The organism is Burkholderia sp. LFS061 (assembly GCF_047978125.1).
In the GTDB taxonomy this organism is placed as follows: domain Bacteria; phylum Pseudomonadota; class Gammaproteobacteria; order Burkholderiales; family Burkholderiaceae; genus Burkholderia; species Burkholderia pyrrocinia_C.
The window spans coordinates 40,783-61,208 of sequence record NZ_JBFPFS010000036.1 but is presented as its reverse complement, the minus strand read 5'-3'; the positions used below and the strand labels follow the sequence as shown (position 1 = coordinate 61,208).

Here is a 20,426-nt window from a genome sequence, read left to right as displayed (position 1 = left end):
CGTAACCGTCAACCGATCCCAGGCACCATGAACGATCTCTTCTCACTCGAACGCGGCGATGCGCCGCTAATGATTTCCATTCCCCATCTGGGCACGCAGATTCCGGATGCGCTGCGTGACCGGTACACAGATATCGCGCTGACGGTTGCTGACACCGACTGGCATCTGGACCGCCTCTACGGATTCGCCCGCGCGCTCGGCGCAACGATTCTCGGTGCGCGCGTGTCGCGTTACGTGATCGACCTGAACCGGCCATCGAACGACGAAAGCCTGTATCCCGGGCAGACCACCACGTCGCTGTGCCCGACCGAAACCTTTCGCGGTGAGCCGCTGTATCGCGAGGGCTGCGCCCCGGACGCGGCCGAGCGCAATCGCCGCGTGGCCACTTACTGGCAGCCGTATCACGACGCCCTGCATGAAGAACTGACGCGCCTGCGCCGCCAGCATCGCAACGTGCTGCTGTGGGAAGCGCACTCGATCGCGAGCGTGCTGCCGCGCCTTTTCGAAGGCAAGCTGCCGGACTTGAACATCGGCACGCAGGATGGTCGCACCGCTGCGCCTTCAGTGCAGAAAGCGGTGCAGCGCGTCGCCGCGGCGAGTCCGTTCACGTGGATTACGAACGGCCGCTTCAAGGGCGGCTTCATCACGCGGCACGCCGGTGCGCCGCAGGACGGCGTGCACGCGGTGCAGCTGGAGATGTGCCAGTCCACCTACATGAGCGAAAACGCGCCGTTCGACTATCTGCCCGAGGTCGCGAAGAAAGTAGAGCCAGTGGTACGCGGCATGGTGAATGGTGCGCTCGACGCAATCGTCAAGCTGACTCGGGACGCCTCGCAGGCGGAATGAGTTCGATACTTCCTTGTCCGCGACCTCTTGGAGCACATTCTGAAGACCACTTGTGCCAATCCGACCGAGCAGGGACGCTCTGTCCAATACGCGCTTCTAGAAGTTCGCTAGCGCTCGGAGCAGGCGCGCGTATTCCGCATGCGGCAAGTGGAAGCCCAGCAGCGTCGAAGAGAATGAAGCTCATTGAAGAATGCTGCGACCCCGTGACTACGTCGGGTAAGGTCGATAGCTCAGGTCGGCCTTCTCTGCTGAAAGATCGCTTCCTGGATTGACGAGTCCCCTGAATGTCTAGCGCCTCAATCGAATCAAGGTCCCTATTTGGCCGAACTAAGTCAGCCGATTTGACGCTGCCTGTTTGATCTAGTCCAACCCCCACAACACTGCCCTGCCACCATCGGCGAACCTAGCTTGAAACAAGGGGCATCCAGCCTGAACACTGCGTCGTGACAAACTGCATCTGTGCGCCAAGAATCGATCAAGAAATCAGGAACTTACCGTGGGAAGTCGAGGCCTACTACGCGAGTTGGCAAATTGAATGCGGACGTAGGCGAGTTGACGACATTGTTTTGAGAGGACAGTCAATAAAGTCGTCAACTCGCGGGCCGGAAGCCTTGGTTCACGAGGATTCTGGAGTGACGGAATTATTTTGCTCTACGCATGCCGAGTCGGGCCGCATCCATCCGCATGATCCGCAACGCGGGAAACCGATGCCGAAGGGCGTTCGCGAAAGCGGGCCGGTTCCTCCTGAAACTCACGGCCTTCCTCGCCGGCTATCGCCAATCTGCCTTCATCAAGGCCGATCCCCGCAGGGTGCCGCATCTCGTTTGGTAGCCCTGCATCGTTTCGCGATCCTCAATCCATTTTGTCGGTTTTCGCACCGTTGATTTCGGTCAACGTCCGATCCCGTCGCGCGCCGATGATGGAGGCAAGTCCAAACGTCGCATGTACGCCAGTCCATCCCGCGAGGTCCGTATGTACACGAATATCATGGTCGCCGTAGACGGTAGTGTTTCGTCCAGACAAGCCCTCGACGAAGGCCTGAAGATGGCCCGCCTGCACCAGGCCCGTCTGTTTGCCGTTTTCGTCGTCGACAAATCCATTCTGCTCGGCTACGCCGGACGACTCGATCCGAATGCATTGATCGAGGAGGTCAGACACGACGGCGTAGCGGTGCTGCGGGACGCCGAGCGGACGATCGCGCACGCCGGAGTGAACGGCGATACGGAAATTGTCGAAACGGAGCTCGGTCAGGATGTTGCGGAACGCCTGCAGCGCTATGTCGCCGAACATGCGATCGATCTGGCCGTACTCGGCACGCATGGCCGGCGCGGCATCCGGCGCGCGATGCTCGGCAGTGTCGCGGAACGCTTCCTGCGCACGTCGAGTTGCCCGGTACTGCTCGTGCGCGGCGACGACGCGACGCGTGCAGCCGTTGCGGCCGCATAGCGCAACTGCGCAAGCGCCGGTCGGTGCGCCATCCCGTCAGGAGAGCGTCATGGAAATCTCGTTTCCCGTCGAATCGCCGTCATATTCCGGGCAGGAGCCTGCGCTGGCCTTTCCGGCACTGGTAGAAGGTCGGCGCGTGCAATGCGCGATCACGGCCGCGGCACTGGAAGATCATTTCCTCGCCGCGTCGCCTCGGGAGCCGGATCTCGTGGCCGCGTTCTCGTGCAATCGTCCCGCCATCGAAAGCGCGGCACGCCGCATGCTCGAGGAACTCGGCGGTCGGCCGATCCTGCTCCACAGCGGATTTTTCCGGTTCTGTACGTAACCGGCTCGCGCCGTTGACGCGTATCAAGCCGCAGCCGGCCCGCCCGTCTACGCTGGATTCCTGACGGGACGGTTCGTTCCCCGCGCGACAAGCGTATGTCGCGGCGACGCGTCCCGCATTCCGGTCCGGCACCGTCAGGACGAACGCGCCGGGTCGATTCAACCGTTCGAGGAGTACATATCATGAGCAACCTGACTCGCTACGATCCGTTTTCGATCGATCCCGTCTCCGACCTGTTTCAGGGGCTGTTCAGGCCGTTGCGAGGCATGACGCTGACGGACGAACCCGATCTCGCGTCGATGAAGATCGACGTCACGGAAAGCGATAATGCCTACAAGGTCAACGCGGAATTGCCCGGCGTCGCGAAGGACGACATCGACGTCCAGGTGACGGGCCGGACCGTATCGATCAACGCAAAGATCGAACGCAACAACGAGCAGAAGGAAGGCGAGCGCGTGATCCGGCGCGAGCGCTACAGCGGCACGATCAGCCGCTCGTTCTCGCTGCCCGGCGAAATCGACGACGCGAACGCGACGGCAGCGTATCAGGACGGCGTGCTGTCGCTGACGCTGCCGAAGAAGACGCCGGCCGGACAGAAGAAGCTGACGATCGGGTGATCCGGCGGCACGAGATATCCGTTGACCTGCATCAGCGATCCGGCGCCGCGCATGTGCAAATCTGGCTGCATGCGGCGGACAGGCGCGCCGCGGCTCACAGGAGTGCATGCGATGAAAACCGACAAGCAATTGAAGCAGGACGTTCAGGATGAACTGGAGTCGGACCCGGCGATCGACGCGACCCGCATCGGTGTCGAGGTGGCCGACCGGATCGTGACGATTTCGGGTCACCCGCCAAGCTACGCGGAGAAACTGGCGATCGAGCGCGCGGCGAACCGCGTGGCCGGCGTCAAGGCACTCGTCGTCGACATGACCGTGCATCTGCCTGACGACGACGTCCGCACCGACGAGGACATCGCCAACGCCGTGCGGTCGGTCCTGCACTGGACGGTCGGTCTGAACGACGATGCGGTCAAGGTGCAGGTCGAGCACGGCTGGATCACGCTGTCCGGCACGGTCGACTGGGCATACCAGAGCCATGCGGCCGTGCGCGCGATCTCGCAGATGCGCAGCGTGACCGGCGTGACCAACCACATCAGCGTGCAGGGGGCGATCGGATCGGCCGACATCGGCAGCAACATCAAGCGCGCGATCATGCGTCACGCGGAGCGCGAGGCGAAACACATCGCGATCGAGGTGCGCGACGGCACCGTGCGGCTTTCCGGCAAGGTCGGCTCGTTCTCCGAGCGCAAGGCCGTGCGCGGTGCCGCGTGGTCCGCACGAGGCGTGCGTGCCGTCGTCGACGACCTGGTCGTCGAGTGAACCCGGCCAGCGGCGGCCGGATGCGCCGTCCGCATGGATGATGGAGGGAAGTCAGATGACAGTGTCAGGCGAGGTACATGACGCGGACTGGTCGGTGGCGATCGAGACGATCGCCGCCGAAACGGGCGGCTATCATTGCAGGATCCATGTGACGCTCACGTCGCCGGATGGCGCATGCGAACACACGTTCGCGCATAACAGGGCCCATGCCACCGAGCGCGAGGCCGCGGTCGAAGGGCTGCGAGCCGGGATGACGTGGGTCGAGATGAGGAAATCGAACACCTTCACGGTCTGAATCGCCGGCCGTCGCGGACGTGTCGCATCGACGATGATTTCCCGGGGCACGCAAGGCGACACGCGCCATCGCACGCATTCGTGTGACTACTCGTCCGCTGGATCTCGTGCGGAACCCGGTGACGACGGACGCGCGACGTGTTCGCCTTGCCGCTGGACATGATGCGCGACCGCGTCGGTCACGGTCGGAAAGAAGCTGGCTGATCCGAATACGTCGAACAAGCCGTAAGCGCGCAGGCGATCCTTCACCGGGCCCTTCATTTCCGCGAAATTCAGCGCGATGCCTTGCTCGCCGAGTTCCTCGCGAAGCGCCACGAGCCGGTCCGCCGCGCTGACATCGATATCGGTGACGGGTTCTGCCGCGACGACGACTCGATCGACCGGGCCCGTCGCTTGCGTGAGCGCAGCACGCAGATGCTCGCAGAAAATCTCGACATTGGCATAGAAGAGCGGGGCATCCCAGCGGAACAGCACGAGCCCGGGCGTTTGCACGGCGTCCGGATGTCGCGCAATGTCGTGATAACCGCGAACGCCCGCCAGCCGGCCAAGCACCGCATCGTACGGATGCCAGGCCCGCCAGACGAACGACAGCAACGACAGCGCGCTCGCAAGCAGGACACCCGGTACGACACCCATGCCGACGACGCCCGCAAGGCACAGCACCGAAATCAGGCATTCGCCGTGGCGCATTCGATAAAGTCGTACCACGCCGCGGACGTCGGCGATGCCGAACGCGGCGTAAATCACCACGGCAGCCAGCGCCGCACGCGGGACGAGCGTCAGCAGCGCCGGCGCGACAATGAGCAGCAACACGATGCAGGCCGCCGCGACGAGATTCGTGACCTGGCTTTGCGCGCCCGCGGCAATCGCGACGGGCGTGCGGGACGCGCTGCTGCTGACCGCGCAGCCCTGCATCACGCCAGCCAGCAGATTGGCCGCCCCCAATGCGACCAGTTCCTGGTTGCGGTCCGGCGTGTCGCCTGCACGAGCGGAAAGGGCGCGCGACAACATGCTGATGTCGGCGAACGACACCAGTGCCACGGCGACCGCGCCGGACGCGAGCGCGGTCACGTCGGCGAGCGACACGGCCGGAAGATGGGGCATGGGCGCGCCGGCGGGCAACGCGCCGACCGTCGCGACCCCGTGCAACGGCAATACGCGTGCGGCCAGGGTCGCCGCCAACACGGCGATCAATACGCCGGGCCAACGCGGCGTCACGCGTTTCATGGCCGCAATCGCCGCCAGAACGCCCACGCCCAGCACACACGCATCGATGGAAAACCGGTGCTCGACGAGGGCTCGCATGATGTGCGACAGGCTGGAGAACACGTCGTTACCCGGCACGGATATGCCGAACAGCTCTGGCAGCCTGCCGACTGCAAGGGCGATGGCGATGCCGTTCAGGTAACCGTACTGGATCGGGCGCGACAGCAGATCGGTGACGAACCCGAGGCGGAGCGTACCGAGCAGGATGCAGATCGTTCCGGCCGATAGTGCCAGCGCGCCGGACAGCGCGACGGCCCGCTGCGGATCATGGTCGGCGAGCGGCGCGATGGCCGCTGCGATCAACGCGGCCAGCGCGGAATCCGGGCCCAGGACGAGGATCCGGCTCGGGCCGAGCACCGCATAGGCGAGCAACGCGGCGATCGATGCGTAGAGCCCGGTGACGGCGGGCAGGCCGGCCGCTTGCGCGTAGCTCATGCCGACCGGAACCAGCACCGCGGAGAGCGCCAAGCCCGCATACAGGTCGCGCGAGAGCCACGCACGCCGGTAGTTCGCGAGCAGCGCGATTCCCGGGAGCATGCGTGCGATGCGTCCGGAAAGAGGCCGGTTCATCGCGGTTTCGTCACGGAAAAGCCGGGGCAACGGACATGGCTTGCCCCGGCAAGCGTGCATTCGACGGGATGCCGTCGGACCGTAACAGGCGCGCGAAACGCAAGAGCGGGAAGCGCCATTGCGCCGGATGACGGGAGCGCGGCCGCCTGACCGGATACCGGCGGCGCGACACGACGGCGCTCGACATCACGCAGCCTGGAGCGCCGAAAGCTGCAGCGCCTGGGCAAAACGGGCCAGCGAGGCAAGCGATCCCGTCACGCTTTCGTAGCGTTCGCGCCCGATCTGGGCATCGAGCATGACCATCATGCCGGCTTCGCGCGCAAGTGCGAGGAGCGTCTGCGTATCGGGTACCGTGCATCCTTGCGCAGCGGACCTCGAGGTGCCGGTGCGGCCGGCTGCCCGGCTTCCCGGTTCGAAACAAGACATCGCATGTGGCATGACGGCTCTCCTGGGCGAACGGCCGGGAATCGATGTGCGGTACGACCGGTCGTCGTGCATCCAGTATCGTTTCCGCTCCCGCGGGATTCAATCAGGCAGCCCCGAACCGCGTGTAGGAAACGGGCAGATAAAATCGGCCGATTCCTACATCGCGCGGCTCGCCCGTGAAGTCACGCGCCGCGGCGGCCGTGATCGCCGCTGCGCATACCAGCAGCCGATTGCGTGCCAGATGTCCTGCGCGGATTCGCAATAGACGAACAAGTCGAGATCGCTGCGATCGATCATCCCGTCGTCCGCGAGAAAGGCGAAATCGACGACGCGGCGCCAGTATGCTTCGCCGACGAGTATGACCGGAAGCGGCGCGATCTTCCGGGTTTGCAGGAGCGTCAGCACCTCGAACAACTCGTCGCAGGTGCCGTACCCGCCCGGGAAGAACACGGCGGCTTTCGCGCGTTCGAGCAGATGCAGCTTGCGGATCGCGAAATAGTGAAAGCGAAAGCACAGGGCCGGCGTGAGATAGGGATTGGGCGCCTGTTCGCGCGGAAGTTCGATGTTCAAGCCGATGCTCGGTGCTCCGTTTTCGTAGGCGCCTCGATTGGCGGCCTCCATGATGCCCGGGCCGCCGCCGGTGATCACGGCGAGCCTTGCCGTGCGGGTACGCCGGTCGGCACGTCCGACGATGCGCCCGAATTCGCGCGCGACGCGATAGTAGGCACTGTATTTGACCAGACGACTCGCGACCGCGACGGCGCGACGCCGGCGCGCATCGTGCGGCCGCTCCGCCAGCGCACGGCTCGCTTCGCGCAGCCGCGCATTGGCTTCGGCGGGCGCGACGATGCGCGTGCTGCCGTAAATCACGATCGTGTGGCCGATGCGTTCCTGCTGCAGACGCTCCTCGGCTTTCCAGTAGTCGAGTTGCAGCCGGATGCCCCGCATGCCGGGGCGCTTCAGGAGCGTCGTGTCTTCATCGGCCTGTAGGCAGTTCGCGGTGTCGGCCCGGCGCCGCATCCGCGGCGACAGCGGGCGCGAGGGGCGCGCGCGACGTTGCCGGGCCCTGACAGCGGTCGGTTTGACGGCGCTCATGGTGGAAGGGGGGGCTGACAAGGCCGGTTACTGACTCAGGACCCATTGCACCAGTTGACGGGCGTCGTCACGCGTGAGCGGCCCGCCGCGCTCGGCGGCGGACGGCATCGGCGTATCGCCCCAATGCGCGCGGCCGCCGAGGCGCAGCTTGATTTCGAGTTGCTCCTGGGCGTGCGGCACGCCCCGGTAACGTTCTGCAATCTGGTGGAACGATGGCGCAAGAAACGGCATGTCGGATGTATGACAAAACATGCAGTGCTGGGCATCGACGAGCGCGGTCGGTTCGGGCACCGCCGTCTGGGCGGCCGCGATGCCGGCCGTCGCGGCGAGCATGCAGGCGGCGAGTAGGCGCGTGACGTTCATGTTTTTTTCCTCGTCAGGACGAAAGCGGGCGCGGCGCGCGATCAGGAAATCACTTCGTCGAGCGGTCGGCGCGGCGAATGCTGCACATGCGGGCCGCGCCCGATGCGCAGCAGCAGTTGCGGATGCCCGCGAAGCGCGAGCATGTCGCACAGCTGCGCGCGCAGTCCGGCCGTCTCGATCGGCTGGTTCAGGTACGACGCCGTGTAGCCCGCACGCGTCGCGACGAGCAGCATGCGCTCGAGCGCTTGCCCGGCGGCGAGCCAGGCCTCGCGATCGTCGCGAGCCGTCGCGATGCAGACGATCAGCGGCGACGCACCGACGAGCTGGTGATGCAGCGCGGCCAGGCCGTTGCCGAGATCGAACGTGCGCACCGCGGTCGTCACGAGCGGCGCCGCGAAATCCAGCAGTGCCGGCACGCCGGCCGCGAACGCGGGCATGCCGTCGACGTGCCGGCGCGGATCGATCCAGCTCGCCAGTTCGCGCCGGAACCGCGGGTCGGCGAACTGCTGGCGATCCGCGTCGGCGATCACCTCGGCCACCCGCGCGCGCCGCGCGATCGAGTCGGCACAGGCCACGTCCGCGCCTTCCGCGGCGCCCGCCGCGATCAGCTCGTGCTGGAGCGCGTCCGGAACGGGTTCGGATTCGAACGGGGCGCGCGTCGTGACGCGCTCGGGGATCGCGGCGAACAGCGTACCCAGCTCCGCGTCGGTGTAGCCGTCGTCACACACGCGCACGAGTGCCAGGACGTCGGGATCGACGTCGGACGGGAACGCGCTGATCGTATGCGCGATCCCGGCATGATTGAGCGCGACGCGGAGGTTGAGCAACGCCGCCCCGCAACTGATGATCAGTTCGCGATCGTACGGATCGACCACGGGCAGCGCGCGAACCCGGTCCGCGCAGACAGCAATCGTCGTGCCGTCGACGATGAACCGCCACGGCTGGGAATTGTGGCTCGACGGCGCCAGCACCGCGTAGCCCAGCAGCGACCGCAGTCGATCGTCGAGACGGGGGCTTGCAGCAACGGGGGTAACGGATGTCATTCGGCAATCTCCAGGGAGCCGGCCAGCGGCGGAACGCCATTTCATCCTGTCAGCAACCGGCCGGCGGCCGTTGACCCACGTCAAGCCCGCGTCAGCGAGTCGTACGGACACGGTTCCAGGCGCCTACGCTTGGAACAAGCGAAGCGCGCGACGCCGATCGCGCGGGGGAGGCCCATATGCTTGCGATGATGTTCGACGGTACGACACCGGATTTGCGCGAGGCACACGTGCCGGACCCACGGCCCGCGGCGGGCCAGCTGCTGATCGACGTGCACGCATGCGGCGTGTGCCGTACCGATCTCCACGTCGTCGACGGCGATCTCGCGCATCCGAAGCTGCCGCTGATTCCGGGGCATGAAATCGTCGGGACGGTGCGCTCGCTGGGCGCAGGCGTGACGGGTTTCGCGGTCGGCGACCGGGTTGGCGTGCCATGGCTCGGCCGGACCTGCGGGCATTGCGCGTATTGCACCGCCGGACGGGAGAATCTGTGCGACAGCCCCGGATTCACCGGCTATACGATCGACGGCGGTTATGCCGAGCGCACCGTTGCGGACCACCGTTATTGCGTGCATCTGCCGCAGCGCTACGCCGACCGGGAGGCCGCACCGCTGCTTTGCGCCGGCCTGATCGGCTACCGTACGTTGCGCATGGCCGGCGACGCACGGCGAATCGGGATCTACGGGTTCGGCGCGGCAGCGCATCTCGTCGCGCAGATCGCACACCATGAAGGACGCCGGGTGTTCGCGCTGACGAAACCCGGCGATACCGCTGCGCAGCAGCTTGCGCTGTCGCTGGGGGCGGCATGGGCGGGCGGCAGCGACGAAGCGCCGCCCGAGACGCTCGACGCCGCGCTGATTTTCGCGCCGGTCGGCGCACTGGTGCCGGCGGCGCTGCGGGCGGTCGACAAGGGCGGGATCGTCGTGTGCGGCGGCATTCACATGAGCGACATCCCGGCTTTTCCGTACGCGTGGCTGTGGGGCGAGCGCCGAATCGCATCGGTGGCCAACCTGACGCGCGCGGATGCCGTCGCGTTCATGCGGATCGCCGACGCGACGCCGCTGCGGGTCGAAGCAACGCGCTATGCGCTGACCGACGCGAACCGCGCGCTCTCGGACCTGCGCATGGGGCATCTATCGGGCGCCGCCGTACTCGACATGCGCGGCTGAACCGCGCGACGTGCGAGCCGGAAAATCCGCGCGGTCAGATGCGCGCGAGTTCTTCCGAATCGACGATGCGGATCTGCTTGCCCTGCGCCGCGACGAGCCCTTTCTGCTGGAACTTCGACAGCATGCGGCTGACCGTCTCGAGTTTCATGCCGAGATACTCGCCGATCTCGTCGCGGGTCATCCGCAGCACGAACTCCGCGGCCGAGTAGCCGCGTGCCTTGAAACGCGTGGAGAGATTCAGCAGGAACGCGGCCACGCGCTGTTCCGCGCTCATCGTACCGAGCAGCAGCATCAACGCGGACTCGCGGACGATCTCGCCGCTCATCATCTGGTAGACGTGGTGCTGCATCGTCCGTACTTCTCGGCAAATCTGTTCGAGCTGGCCGAACGGAATGATGCAGACGGTGCTGTCCTCGAGCGCGATCGCATCGCCGTTGTGATGGCCGGTGTGCACCCCCTCCAGTCCGAGCGATTCGCCGACGATCTGGAAGCCGGTCACCTGCTCGTCGCCGTCGCGATGCATGACGACGGTCTTGAACGATCCGGTTCTCACCGCATAGATGCTGTTGAATGTATCGCCGGCCCGATACAGGGTGTCGCCGCGCTTGACATGACGCGTCGTGCAGATCATCGCGTCGACCCGCACGAAATCGTCGGGTGTCAGTTCCTGGGGCAGGCAAACGGCGCGCAGCGCGCACGAAGAACAGCGGGACGACGCGCGCTTCGGCTGGTCCGACCGCTCGACGGGGTGCAGCGGAATAAAGGGGCGCGACTGCGGCGGCATCGACACTTCGGCATGGCTCTGCATGATCTGCTCCGGTTTGTTGGGCGGCGGCGAATCGCGTGGGCACGGTCGCGCTGGCCGCTACGGGCGGCGTGAATCTTCGCCGCCTTCATCAAGGACGCGCCGCACCGGGGCGTCGGGACGACGATGCAGTCGAGGCAGGACTGCGCCGCCGCGCCGCTCCGGGAGGCACGCGTGTTTGTTTTTCTTGACGGGAAGTATGGACAGCCGGACGCGCGAATGTAATCAGCGGAAATGGAAGATTAAGTAGGCGTTGAAGAAGGGCTGTAGGGCAATTCCTACAAGCGTGCGGCGTCTTGTCGCGTTCAGGGTTCGTCCGTGTCGTCGAACAGCTTGTGGCGTACGGCGTAACGCACGAGCGCCGCATCGTTCGGCATCTGCATTTTCTCGAGGATGCGCGTCTTGCAGGTGTTCGCCAATCGGGGCGCATGCACGGGGCCGCCATGTCCGCCCCGAGGCCCGCTTGATCGGTGTCAACGGGCCGGACGGCGGCGGGCCCAGACTGAAGATCCCGATCCGGCCGGAACGGGATGGATAAACCGGGAGGCGCCATGTATGAACGGATCTTCGCCGCGCTCGACGACAGTCGCGGCGCACGGCTCGCGCTCGACGAGGCGATAACGCTCGCCCGCGCGTCGGGCGGCCTCGTCGTCGCCGTGTGCGTCGTGTCGGATACGCCGCGGCTGACGAATATCGACAGCGGCTACGTCGATCGGAGCGACCCGGGCGGAGTAGGGGCAGGCCGCGCGGCGACGGCGCTCGCCGATGCCGAGACCGCGTTCCGGCTGTGCGGGGTGCGCGGCACCGCGCAAACGATCGATGCGTGTGGCGAGAACGTGGCGTCGGTGCTGGCGCGCGCGGCCGCCGACTGCGATGCCGACCTGATCGTGATGGGGACGCACGGCCGGCGGGGTGTTCGCAGGGCGTTGCTCGGCAGCGTCGCCGAGTCGCTGCTGCGCACCGCGGACCGGCCCGTGCTGCTGGTCCGCGACGATTCGGGCGCGTCGTGATCCGCCAGGACGACGGGGCGGCCGACCGAGGCCGCCCCGTTCGCGTTCATGCTCAGTGCGACAGCAGCACCGGCACCGTCATGGTTTCGAGGATCGTGCGCGTCGCGCCGCCGAGTACGCGCTCGTGCGTCCGGGTATGGCTGTACAGGCCCATCACGATCAGGTCCGCGTGAAGGTCGGTGGCCCGGTTCAGCAGCGTCGCGCCGACGCCGACCGTGCCTGGGCGTGTCGTCGTCGAGAACGATGCGCGGATGCCGTGACGCTCCAGGTACGCGGCGACGTCCACGCCTGCCGGCGTCTTGTCCGGATCGGGTTGCCCGTGGCTGACCGTCTCGACGTTGACGAAGCGCGCACGCGCGAGCAGCGGCAGCGCGTCGGCCATTGCGCGCGCGGCTTCGCGTCCGCCGTCCCAGCCGATCAGCACGTTCTCGCCGATCTTGCGCACGTCGCCCGCGTACGGCACGACGAGCGCCGGACGGCCGCTGCCCATCACGACGTCCTCGATGAAATGGTGCGCGACGTGCGTCAGGCGGTCGTCCGGATCCTCCTGGCCGAGCACGAGCAGGTCGGCATGGCGCGCATGCAGGATCGCGGCGTCGGTCGCGGCGCCGGCGGGCGCCTGCCATTCGACGCTGCGCCCCGCGCGCTCGGCGGCTTCGAGGAATTTCTCCTCCGCGTCCTTGCGCCGCTGTTCGCACAGGCGCTCGTACTCCGCGAGCTTGAGCGGCTCGTCGGGCCGCCGCAACGGTTCGAAGAGATCCTGGCAGACCACGTACAGGCCGATCAGGTGCGCGTTCCAGCGTCCTGCGAGTTCGAGCGCCAGTTCGACGCGCGTCGCGCAACGATCGCTATCGTCGAGATGGACGAGCAGGGTCTTGTAGCTCATGACGGCTCCTTTTCGGTCGATGCGGCGGCGGGCGCCGCAGCGGACACCGGCGCGCAACTCGCCGGAATCATCAGCACGGGGCACGCGGCGCGCCGCAGCAAGCGCTCGGCGACGCTGCCCAGGACGAGGCGGCTGAAGCCGCGCCGGCCGTGGGTGCCCATCACGATCAGGTCGGCGCCGGCTTCCTTCGCGACGATCAGGAGCCGCTGCGCGACGTCTTCGCCGCCCGGATCGACATTGGCGATCCGCGGCGTGCCGGTTACGCCGCGCGCAGCCATGCGCTTCGCCGCGTCGTCGGTGACGCGCAGCCCTTCCTCGCGGAACGCGTCGATCAGGATCGACGGATCGTAGCCGTACATGTCGTAGGCCGGCACCAGGAAATCGACGACGTAGACCGGCGTGAGCCGCGCGCCCGATTCCGACGCAAGCGTCAGTGCGGCGTCGAGCGCGCGGGACGACGGTTCGCTGCCGTCGAGCGCGACCAGAATGTTCGAGTACATGGCGGTTCCCTCTGAACGCGTGTCAACGATTTCATCATCGGCGCACGCGCGCCGATCGCGCTGATCTGGATCAAGCGGCACCGTCGCGTCGCAGCAGCCGCACCGCATCGCGTGCCGCAATCCACGCTGCGTCGGCCGGCTCGACGACGAGCAGCGCGAGCGTACGCATCGGCGCTCTCAGTGCGACATCAGTACCGGCAGCGTCATCGACGCCAGCACCGTGCGCGTGGCGCCGCCCATCAGCAGTTCGCGCCAGCGCGGATGGCCGTACGCGCCCATCACGAGCAGATCGCTGCCCGTTTCGTACGCGCGCGACAGCAGCGTGTCGCCGATGGACGTGCCGGCGCCGCTATCGATGTCGAGCACGTTGACGTCCGGCGCGTGGCGCGCAAGCATCAGCGCGGCATCCGCGGCGGGAATGCGGGTGGTCGCCGCTTCGGAATCGCCGTCGACCACCGCGACGACCGTCGTGCGTTTCGCGTGCTCGAGAAAGGGCAGCGCGTCGTGCGCGGCGCGCGTGGCCTCGCGGCTGCCGTCCCACGCCACCAGCGCGCGTTCGCCGAGCGACGGGAATTCCCCGGCATACGGCACGAACAGCACCGGACGCCCCGCCGACAGCACGAGCGTTTCCGGAAACTGGTCGTCGATATAGGTTTCGGGATCGTTCGGGTCGCTCTGGCCCGCGATCACGAGATCCGCGAGACGCGCGAGACGCGGCACCGCGACGTTGGCGCGCTCGTCGGCGCGAATCCAGGCCGACGATACGCCGGCCCGTGCCGTTTCGGCATGAAACAGGCGTTCGAGCGCGGCGAGACGCTCGTCGCGCTGGTCGCGCTGTTCGCGAAAGTAATCGGCGGAACCGGCCATCACGTAAAACGAAGTCGGCTCCGGTGTGTAGATCGCGAACACCCCGGTCAGGTGCGCCTTGAAGCGCCGCGCGAGACGCAACGCGAGCTCGAGGCGCGAATGCGCGCGAACGCTCGTATCGAGATGCACGACCATGCTCTTGTAGCTCATCTGGATCGCTCCATCGACGGTGTATCCGCCATTGCAATTCAGTCTACGAAGCGGGCTTCCCGCGCGCTTGACGCAGATCAACGGCCGCCGTGCCGCACAGCCGCACAGTGAGGCGGTCGCGGCCGGTACCGGGCAGGCGGCGCAAGACGGGTGCCGCCCGGGGTGCAGCCGGGGGCCGACCCTTCGACCGAATCGACAGAGGGAAGACGATGACCACCGACGCTTTGACGACACCGAACGGCGCGTGCCGGGCAGCCTGCGACATCGCGCTGCGCCTGTTCGCGCTGAATCGCGACTGGCAGCACGAATGGCATGCGCTGACGGGACGGCGTATCGAGCGGGATCGCGACGCGGCGCGGCAGTTGCAGCAGGCGCTCGCGGAAACGCGCGAATGGACCGAGTTCGGCGCAGCGGCACAGCGCGTGATGCGCGATTATGCGATCGCGAGTGCCGCGATCTGGCAGGACGCCGTCGAATGGGGCATGCGCACGCAATACGAGGAGGCGGGGGTCTGGCGCACGTGGCTGCGCGAGTATGGCGCGGACATGCTGTCTCGCTACCAGACCGACTGGCTGCCCGACGTGAGCCGGCTGGTCGTGGTCAACGAAGCGAGCATGCCGTGGCACGAATGGATGGCGGCGTTCGGACGCGGCATGACGGACATGGCCGGCGCGAATGCGACGCAGGAGCACGATCATGTGCGCTGACCGTGTCGCATTCGTGACGGGCGGCACGGGCGGCCTGGGCGCCGCGATCAGCCGTCGTCTGCACGCCGCTGGCATGACCGTCGCCGTGTCGCACACGGAGCACAACGACCATATCGCGACCTGGCTGGTACAAGAACGCGAAGCAGGGCGCACCTTCCATGCGTTCGAGGTCGACGTCGCCGACTACGATTCGTGCCAGCACTGCGCGGCGCGCGTGCTCGCGCAATTCGGACATGTCGACGTGCTCGTCAACAACGCCGGCATCACGCGCGACGCCAGCTTCGTGAAGATGACCAAGAGCATGTGGGACGCGGTGCTGCGCACCAATCTCGACAGCATGTTCAACATGACGAAGCCGTTCGTGCCCGGCATGATCGAAGCCGGCTTCGGCCGCATCGTCAACGTCGGCTCGGTGAACGGCTCGAGAGGCGCGTACGGGCAGGCCAACTATGCGGCCGCCAAGGCGGGCATTCACGGTTTCACGAAGGCACTCGCGCTCGAACTCGCGCGACACGGCGTGACGGTCAACACGGTGTCGCCGGGCTACCTCGCGACCGCGATGGTCGAGTCGGTGCCGAAGGACGTGCTCGACACGAAAATCCTGCCGCAGATTCCGCTGGGGCGCCTCGGCAACCCCGACGAAATCGCGGCGCTCGTCGCGTGGCTTTGCTCGGACACGGGCGCATTCGCGACCGGCGCGGAATTCGACGTCAACGGCGGCATGCACATGCGATGAATGATTCCGTCATCCGCGTGCCGGTCACGCGCCGTCCGGCTGCCGACGCCGGTGAACTCGCGCAGGCCCCGCGTCCGTGCGCGGGCGAGCGGCCCGACGTGTCACCGGCCGAACAATGGGATCGCGCGGCGCGGGCGAGTCTGGCCGCGATGACACTCGGCTTGTCGCCGGTGTCGCTGGCGCTGGCCGTGATCGACTGGGGCGCGCATCTCGCCGTGTCGCCCGGAAAGTGCTTCGAACTGGCGTGGCAGGCATGGCGCGCGGCCGGTCCGTTGCCTGCGGCAAACGGCGCGTCCGACGACCCGGACGAGGCCGGGCTGACGGTGCATGCCGGGCAGGCCGATCCGCGTTTCGCCGCACCGGCATGGTCGAACTGGCCGTTTTGCGCGTATCGCGACGGCTTCCTGTCGATCCAGCACTGGTGGCACGATGCGACGCGCGGCGTGCGGGGCGTCGAGCGGCATCACGAGGCACTCGTCGGGTTCGCCGCGCGGCAATGGCTCGACGCATGCTCGCCGGGTAATTTCATCGCGACCAATCCGGTCGTGCTCGACGCGACGATACGCAGCGGCGGCGCCAATTTCGCGGCCGGTGCGCGGCACTGGCTGGACGATCTCGGCGCGCTGATCGATCGCGCCGGCGGCGCCGGTCCGCGCGATGGCCGGGCCTATCTGCCCGGGCGCGACGTCGCGATCACGCCGGGCCGGGTCGTGTGGCGCAACGCACTGTGCGAATTGCTGCAGTACGAACCGACGACGGCCGGCGTCGCACGCGAGCCGATCCTGATCGTGCCGTCGTGGATCATGAAGTACTACATCCTCGACCTGCAGCCGCACAATTCGCTGATCCGCTTCCTGGTCGACGCGGGCTACACCGTGTTCGCGATCTCGTGGCGCAATCCGGGCGCGGAGTCGCGCGATCTCGGGCTCGACGATTACCTGCGCGACGGCTGCCTCGCCGCGCTCGACGCCGTTCGCGAGCGGTGCGGCGAAGCCGTCCACGCGGTCGGCTACTGCCTCGGCGGCACGCTGCTGGCCATCGGTGCGGCGGCGCTCGCGCGCGACGGGCGGCAGCACGACGCGTTGCGTTCCGTCACGCTGCTCGCGGCCCAGACCGATTTCAGCGAACCCGGCGAACTCGGCCTGTTCGTCGACGCGAGCGAGCTGTCCGCGCTCGACGCGCTGATGTGGCGGCAAGGCTACCTGGACGGCTCGCAGATGTCCGCCACGTTCGAGCTGCTGAATGCGCGAGACCTGATCTGGTCGCGCATGATGAGCGAGTATCTGCTCGGCAAGCGCACGAAGCCGAACGACCTGATGTCGTGGAATGCGGACGTCACGCGCGTGCCGTACCGGATGCACACGGAATACCTGAAGCGGCTGTTCCTCGACAACGACCTCGCGGCAGGCCGCTATTGCGTCGACGGCCGGCCGGTCGCGCTGTCGGATATCGACGTGCCGATGTTCGTGGTCGGAACCGAGCGCGATCACGTGTCGCCGTGGCACTCCGTCTACAAGCTCCACCTGCTCACGCACAACGCGCTGACTTTCGTGCTGACCTCGGGCGGCCATAACGCAGGCATCGTGTCGGAACCCGGCCATCCGGGCCGCCACTATCGCCACGCCACCCGCGAACCGGGCGCGCCTTACCGCAGCCAGCACGACTTCGTGAACGAAACGCGCGCCGTCGACGGGTCGTGGTGGACGTGCTGGCGCGACTGGCTGCGCGCGCACGGGTCGGGCGACGTGCCGGCACGCACGCCGGACGCCGGCCTGGGGGCGGCGCCCGGCGCTTACGTGCTCGAAACATGAAGAACCTGACCGGCGGCGTTCTCGATCGCGCCGCTCGTTGTCGCGGCGGCATCGGGCCTGCGCATCGGCAGCGCTGCCGGCGCATGCGACGCCGGCCCGCAACGCGCACGCCGGGCCCGATCGACGAACGAACCTCCCTTTCGACGGAGACAATGCAATGAAAGCACTCGTATACCAGGGGCCGCGGCGCAAGGCGCTCGAACGGCGGCCGATGCCGGAGCTGCAGGCGCCGACCGACGCGATCGTCCGCGTGACGCGCACGACGATCTGCGGCACCGACCTGCACATCCTGAAGGGCGACGTGCCGTCGTGCGAACCCGGCCGCGTCCTCGGCCACGAGGGCGTCGGGATCGTCGAGCAGGTCGGCGCGGCGGTCGACTCGCTGCAGCCGGGCGATCACGTGCTGATCTCGTGCATCACATCGTGCGGCCGGTGCGAATACTGCCGGCGCGGCCTGTACTCGCATTGCACGACGGGCGGCTGGATCCTCGGCAACCGGATCGACGGCACGCAGGCCGAGTACGTGCGCATTCCGCACGCGCAGACCAGCCTGTACCGGCTTCCGCCCGGCGCGGACGAGGATGCGCTCGTGATGCTGTCCGACATCCTGCCCACCGGATTCGAATGCGGCGTGCTGAACGGCAAGGTGCAGCCGGGCTGTTCGGTCGCGATCGTCGGCGCGGGGCCGATCGGGCTCGCGGCGTTGCTGACCGCGCAGTTTTACTCGCCCGCGCAGATCATCATGATCGACCCGGACCGCAACCGGCTCGACGTCGCGCGGCGCTTCGGCGCGACCGACTGCTTCGACGGCGCCAATGGCGACCCTGTCGCGGACGTGATGAAGCTGACCGACGGCGTCGGCGTCGATTGCGCGATCGAGGCGGTCGGGATTCCGGCGACGTTCGAGATGTGCACGTCGCTCGTCGCGCCGGGCGGCGTCGTCGCGAACGTCGGCGTGCATGGCGTGAAGGCCGACCTGCATCTCGAGAAGCTGTGGGATCGCAACATCGCGATCACGACCCGGCTCGTCGATACGGTCAGCACGCCGATGCTGCTGAAGACCGTGCGCGCGGGGCGGCTCGATCCGAAGCGTTTGATCACGCACCGTTTTTCGCTCGACGACGTCGAGCGCGCGTACGACACGTTCGGCCGCGCCGCGGAAACGCATGCACTGAAGGTCATCATCGAAGTGGCGTGATGGCGGCGCGCGGCGCGGCGGGAGCGGGCGCCCGCCGCGCAGGATGACGGGACACGTGCGGCATTCGTGTGCCGCACGTCGTCAGGATGACGGCGCCGCCGATTCGCGCGTGTCGTCGCGCTCGGCTTCGTCGAGATCGACGGTCTGCCCGTAGGTCGGCACCTCGCACGGCCAGTGCAGGGTCTCGGCGATGCGCCGCCGCAGCGCATCGGCCGCCGCCGGCTCGCCGTGCGTGACGAAGGTCCGGAACGGCGCGCGCTGCATCGTGCCGAGCCACCGCAGGATTTCCTCGTAGTCGGCATGCGCGGACAGCGACGCGATCGACTCGACCCGCGCACGCACGCGCACGTATTCCCCATGAATCTTCAGCGTCGGCTCATGAGCCGCCAGCGCCGCGCCGCGCGTGCCCGCGGCCTGGTAACCCACCAGCGCGATCGTGTTGCGCGGATCGGGCGCATAGCGGGTCAGGTGATGCAGCACGCGCCCGCCCGTCGCCATGCCGCTTCCCGCAATGATGACCATCGGCCCCTGGTGGTCGGCGATCGCCTTCGACTGGTCGACCGTGCGGATCATCGTCGCCGCGTGGCCGAGCGCGTTCGCTTCCGACAAGGTCAGCCGGTGCTCGAGGACGTGGTGGCGATAGATCTCCGTCACGTCCGTCGCCATCGGGCTGTCGAGAAACACCGGCACGCGCGCCATGCGGCCGGCCGCTTTCAGGCGCGCGATGTAGTGCAGGATCTCCTGCGCGCGGCCGACGGTGAAGCAGGGGATCACGACCACGCCGCCGCGCGAGAAGGTGTTTTCGAACAGTGCCGCCAGCTCGGTCTCGGGGTCCGATGCCGGATGCAGCCGGTCGCCGTACGTCGATTCGACGACCAGGTAATCCGCATGCGCCGGCGGCGTCGGCGGCTGCATGATCGGGTCGTGATAGCGGCCGAGATCGCCGGAGAACGCCAGTACCTTGTGATCCCAGTGCATGACGACGCTGGCCGCGCCGAGGATGTGACCGGCGGGCAGCAGCCGGAACGACAGGCTGCCGCCCAGTGCGACGCATTCGTCGAATGCGGCGGGTTTCATCAGATGCAGCGCGCGTTGCGCATCGTCGGTCGTGTAGAGCGGCTGGGCCGGGTGGTGCTTCGAATAACCGTGCCGGTTCGCGAAATCGGCTTCTTCCTCCTGCAGCCGCGCGCTGTCGCGCAGCATGATGTCGCAGAGTTCGGCAGTGGCCTGCGTGCAGTACACCGGGCCGCGAAAACCGTCGCGCGCGAGCACCGGCAGGTAGCCGGTGTGGTCGAGATGCGCATGCGTGAGGACCACCGCATCCAGGGTGTCGGGCGCGATCGGCAGCGGGTTCCAGTTGCGCAGCCGCAGGTTCTTCGTGCCCTGGAACAGGCCGCAGTCGACCAGGACGCGCCGGTCGCGATGCTCGACCAGATACTTCGATCCGGTCACGGTTTCGGTCGCACCGAGAAAAGTCAGTTTCATGGCTTGCCCCGCCGGGAGTTGAGGAGTTCGGTGTTCCGATTACATCGCGTGT

At 67.2% G+C, this 20,426-nt stretch carries 22 protein-coding genes and 1 pseudogene; 12 read left to right on the top strand and 11 right to left on the bottom strand.

What is annotated here, in order from left to right:
- Positions 1–27: 27 nt before the first annotated feature.
- From hutG to ACNQQL_RS26415, 6 genes are all read left to right on the top strand, one after another.
- The gene (gene hutG, locus ACNQQL_RS26440; RefSeq protein ID WP_347066812.1) at positions 28–846 is read left to right on the top strand and encodes an N-formylglutamate deformylase; all 819 of its coding nucleotides are present in this window, start codon (positions 28–30) and stop codon (positions 844–846) included.
- A gap of 972 nt (positions 847–1,818) precedes the next feature.
- Positions 1,819–2,292 (top strand): universal stress protein, encoded by a 474-nt coding sequence (locus tag ACNQQL_RS26435; protein ID WP_347066811.1) that lies wholly within the window; start codon positions 1,819–1,821, stop codon positions 2,290–2,292.
- Positions 2,293–2,341: 49 nt separating this feature from the next.
- A complete protein-coding gene (locus ACNQQL_RS26430) occupies positions 2,342–2,617 on the top strand; it encodes a DUF1488 domain-containing protein (RefSeq protein ID WP_072441130.1) in 276 nt (91 codons plus the stop codon).
- Between the two features lie 182 nt (positions 2,618–2,799).
- Positions 2,800–3,234, top strand: a complete 435-nt coding sequence (locus ACNQQL_RS26425) for an Hsp20/alpha crystallin family protein (protein WP_072441132.1) — start codon at positions 2,800–2,802, stop codon at positions 3,232–3,234.
- 111 nt (positions 3,235–3,345) lie between these two features.
- Complete coding sequence (locus tag ACNQQL_RS26420) at positions 3,346–3,996, top strand: BON domain-containing protein (protein ID WP_072441396.1); 651 nt, start codon at positions 3,346–3,348, stop codon at positions 3,994–3,996.
- A gap of 55 nt (positions 3,997–4,051) precedes the next feature.
- On the top strand, positions 4,052–4,291 hold the full coding sequence (locus ACNQQL_RS26415; RefSeq protein WP_072441134.1) for a hypothetical protein: 240 nt from the start codon (positions 4,052–4,054) through the stop codon (positions 4,289–4,291).
- An 86-nt stretch (positions 4,292–4,377) separates the two neighbouring features.
- On the opposite strand, the gene ACNQQL_RS26410 is transcribed toward ACNQQL_RS26415, so the two are convergent.
- The 5 genes from ACNQQL_RS26410 to ACNQQL_RS26390 all read right to left on the bottom strand — a co-directional run bounded on the left by ACNQQL_RS26410 (position 4,378) and on the right by ACNQQL_RS26390 (position 9,053).
- Positions 4,378–6,126 (bottom strand): SulP family inorganic anion transporter, encoded by a 1,749-nt coding sequence (locus ACNQQL_RS26410; RefSeq protein WP_347066807.1) that lies wholly within the window; start codon positions 6,124–6,126, stop codon positions 4,378–4,380.
- 186 nt (positions 6,127–6,312) lie between these two features.
- The gene (locus ACNQQL_RS26405) at positions 6,313–6,564 is read right to left on the bottom strand and encodes a hypothetical protein (RefSeq protein WP_347066805.1); all 252 of its coding nucleotides are present in this window, start codon (positions 6,562–6,564) and stop codon (positions 6,313–6,315) included.
- 144 nt (positions 6,565–6,708) lie between these two features.
- Entirely contained in the window at positions 6,709–7,647 is a 939-nt protein-coding gene (locus tag ACNQQL_RS26400) for a TIGR00730 family Rossman fold protein (protein WP_416392718.1), read from the bottom strand.
- 27 nt (positions 7,648–7,674) lie between these two features.
- Positions 7,675–8,010, bottom strand: coding sequence for a c-type cytochrome (locus tag ACNQQL_RS26395; RefSeq protein ID WP_204423372.1), 336 nt, complete (start codon positions 8,008–8,010; stop codon positions 7,675–7,677).
- A 41-nt stretch (positions 8,011–8,051) separates the two neighbouring features.
- Entirely contained in the window at positions 8,052–9,053 is a 1,002-nt protein-coding gene (locus tag ACNQQL_RS26390; RefSeq protein ID WP_347066802.1) for an Acg family FMN-binding oxidoreductase, read from the bottom strand.
- A 176-nt stretch (positions 9,054–9,229) separates the two neighbouring features.
- Here ACNQQL_RS26390 and ACNQQL_RS26385 point away from each other — a divergent pair, with 176 nt between their 5' ends.
- Positions 9,230–10,219, top strand: coding sequence for a zinc-dependent alcohol dehydrogenase family protein (locus ACNQQL_RS26385; protein ID WP_072441146.1), 990 nt, complete (start codon positions 9,230–9,232; stop codon positions 10,217–10,219).
- A 34-nt stretch (positions 10,220–10,253) separates the two neighbouring features.
- On the opposite strand, the gene fnr is transcribed toward ACNQQL_RS26385, so the two are convergent.
- Complete coding sequence (gene fnr / locus ACNQQL_RS26380) at positions 10,254–11,027, bottom strand: fumarate/nitrate reduction transcriptional regulator Fnr (protein ID WP_204423375.1); 774 nt, start codon at positions 11,025–11,027, stop codon at positions 10,254–10,256.
- A gap of 302 nt (positions 11,028–11,329) precedes the next feature.
- Positions 11,330–11,434 (bottom strand): annotated as a pseudogene (locus tag ACNQQL_RS26375) (DNA-binding response regulator); the annotation flags it as partial.
- 141 nt (positions 11,435–11,575) lie between these two features.
- Here ACNQQL_RS26375 and ACNQQL_RS26370 point away from each other — a divergent pair.
- On the top strand, positions 11,576–12,034 hold the full coding sequence (locus ACNQQL_RS26370) for a universal stress protein (RefSeq protein WP_347066799.1): 459 nt from the start codon (positions 11,576–11,578) through the stop codon (positions 12,032–12,034).
- Between the two features lie 52 nt (positions 12,035–12,086).
- Here ACNQQL_RS26370 and ACNQQL_RS26365 read toward each other — a convergent pair whose 3' ends face one another.
- The 3 genes from ACNQQL_RS26365 to ACNQQL_RS26355 all read right to left on the bottom strand — a co-directional run bounded on the left by ACNQQL_RS26365 (position 12,087) and on the right by ACNQQL_RS26355 (position 14,437).
- The gene (locus ACNQQL_RS26365; protein ID WP_347066797.1) at positions 12,087–12,920 is read right to left on the bottom strand and encodes a universal stress protein; all 834 of its coding nucleotides are present in this window, start codon (positions 12,918–12,920) and stop codon (positions 12,087–12,089) included.
- A complete protein-coding gene (locus ACNQQL_RS26360) occupies positions 12,917–13,420 on the bottom strand; it encodes a universal stress protein (protein ID WP_347066795.1) in 504 nt (167 codons plus the stop codon). Before ACNQQL_RS26360 ends, ACNQQL_RS26365 begins: the two co-directional genes overlap by 4 nt.
- 177 nt (positions 13,421–13,597) lie before the next feature.
- On the bottom strand, positions 13,598–14,437 hold the full coding sequence (locus ACNQQL_RS26355; RefSeq protein ID WP_347066793.1) for a universal stress protein: 840 nt from the start codon (positions 14,435–14,437) through the stop codon (positions 13,598–13,600).
- A 209-nt stretch (positions 14,438–14,646) separates the two neighbouring features.
- Between ACNQQL_RS26355 and ACNQQL_RS26350 the strand changes: the two genes are divergently transcribed.
- The 4 genes from ACNQQL_RS26350 (at position 14,647) to ACNQQL_RS26335 (ending at position 18,889) form a co-directional block, all read left to right on the top strand.
- Positions 14,647–15,144, top strand: a complete 498-nt coding sequence (locus ACNQQL_RS26350; RefSeq protein WP_347066791.1) for a hypothetical protein — start codon at positions 14,647–14,649, stop codon at positions 15,142–15,144.
- On the top strand, positions 15,134–15,880 hold the full coding sequence (phbB, locus tag ACNQQL_RS26345; RefSeq protein ID WP_072441168.1) for an acetoacetyl-CoA reductase: 747 nt from the start codon (positions 15,134–15,136) through the stop codon (positions 15,878–15,880). The genes ACNQQL_RS26350 and phbB overlap by 11 nt, the downstream gene beginning before the upstream one ends.
- Positions 15,877–17,691 (top strand): PHA/PHB synthase family protein, encoded by a 1,815-nt coding sequence (locus ACNQQL_RS26340; protein WP_347066788.1) that lies wholly within the window; start codon positions 15,877–15,879, stop codon positions 17,689–17,691. Before phbB ends, ACNQQL_RS26340 begins: the two co-directional genes overlap by 4 nt.
- Positions 17,692–17,848: 157 nt before the next feature.
- Entirely contained in the window at positions 17,849–18,889 is a 1,041-nt protein-coding gene (locus tag ACNQQL_RS26335) for a zinc-dependent alcohol dehydrogenase family protein (RefSeq protein ID WP_072441170.1), read from the top strand.
- A gap of 81 nt (positions 18,890–18,970) precedes the next feature.
- On the opposite strand, the gene ACNQQL_RS26330 is transcribed toward ACNQQL_RS26335, so the two are convergent.
- Positions 18,971–20,374, bottom strand: a complete 1,404-nt coding sequence (locus tag ACNQQL_RS26330; RefSeq protein WP_347066787.1) for an MBL fold metallo-hydrolase — start codon at positions 20,372–20,374, stop codon at positions 18,971–18,973.
- Between the last annotated feature and the right edge of the window lie 52 nt (positions 20,375–20,426).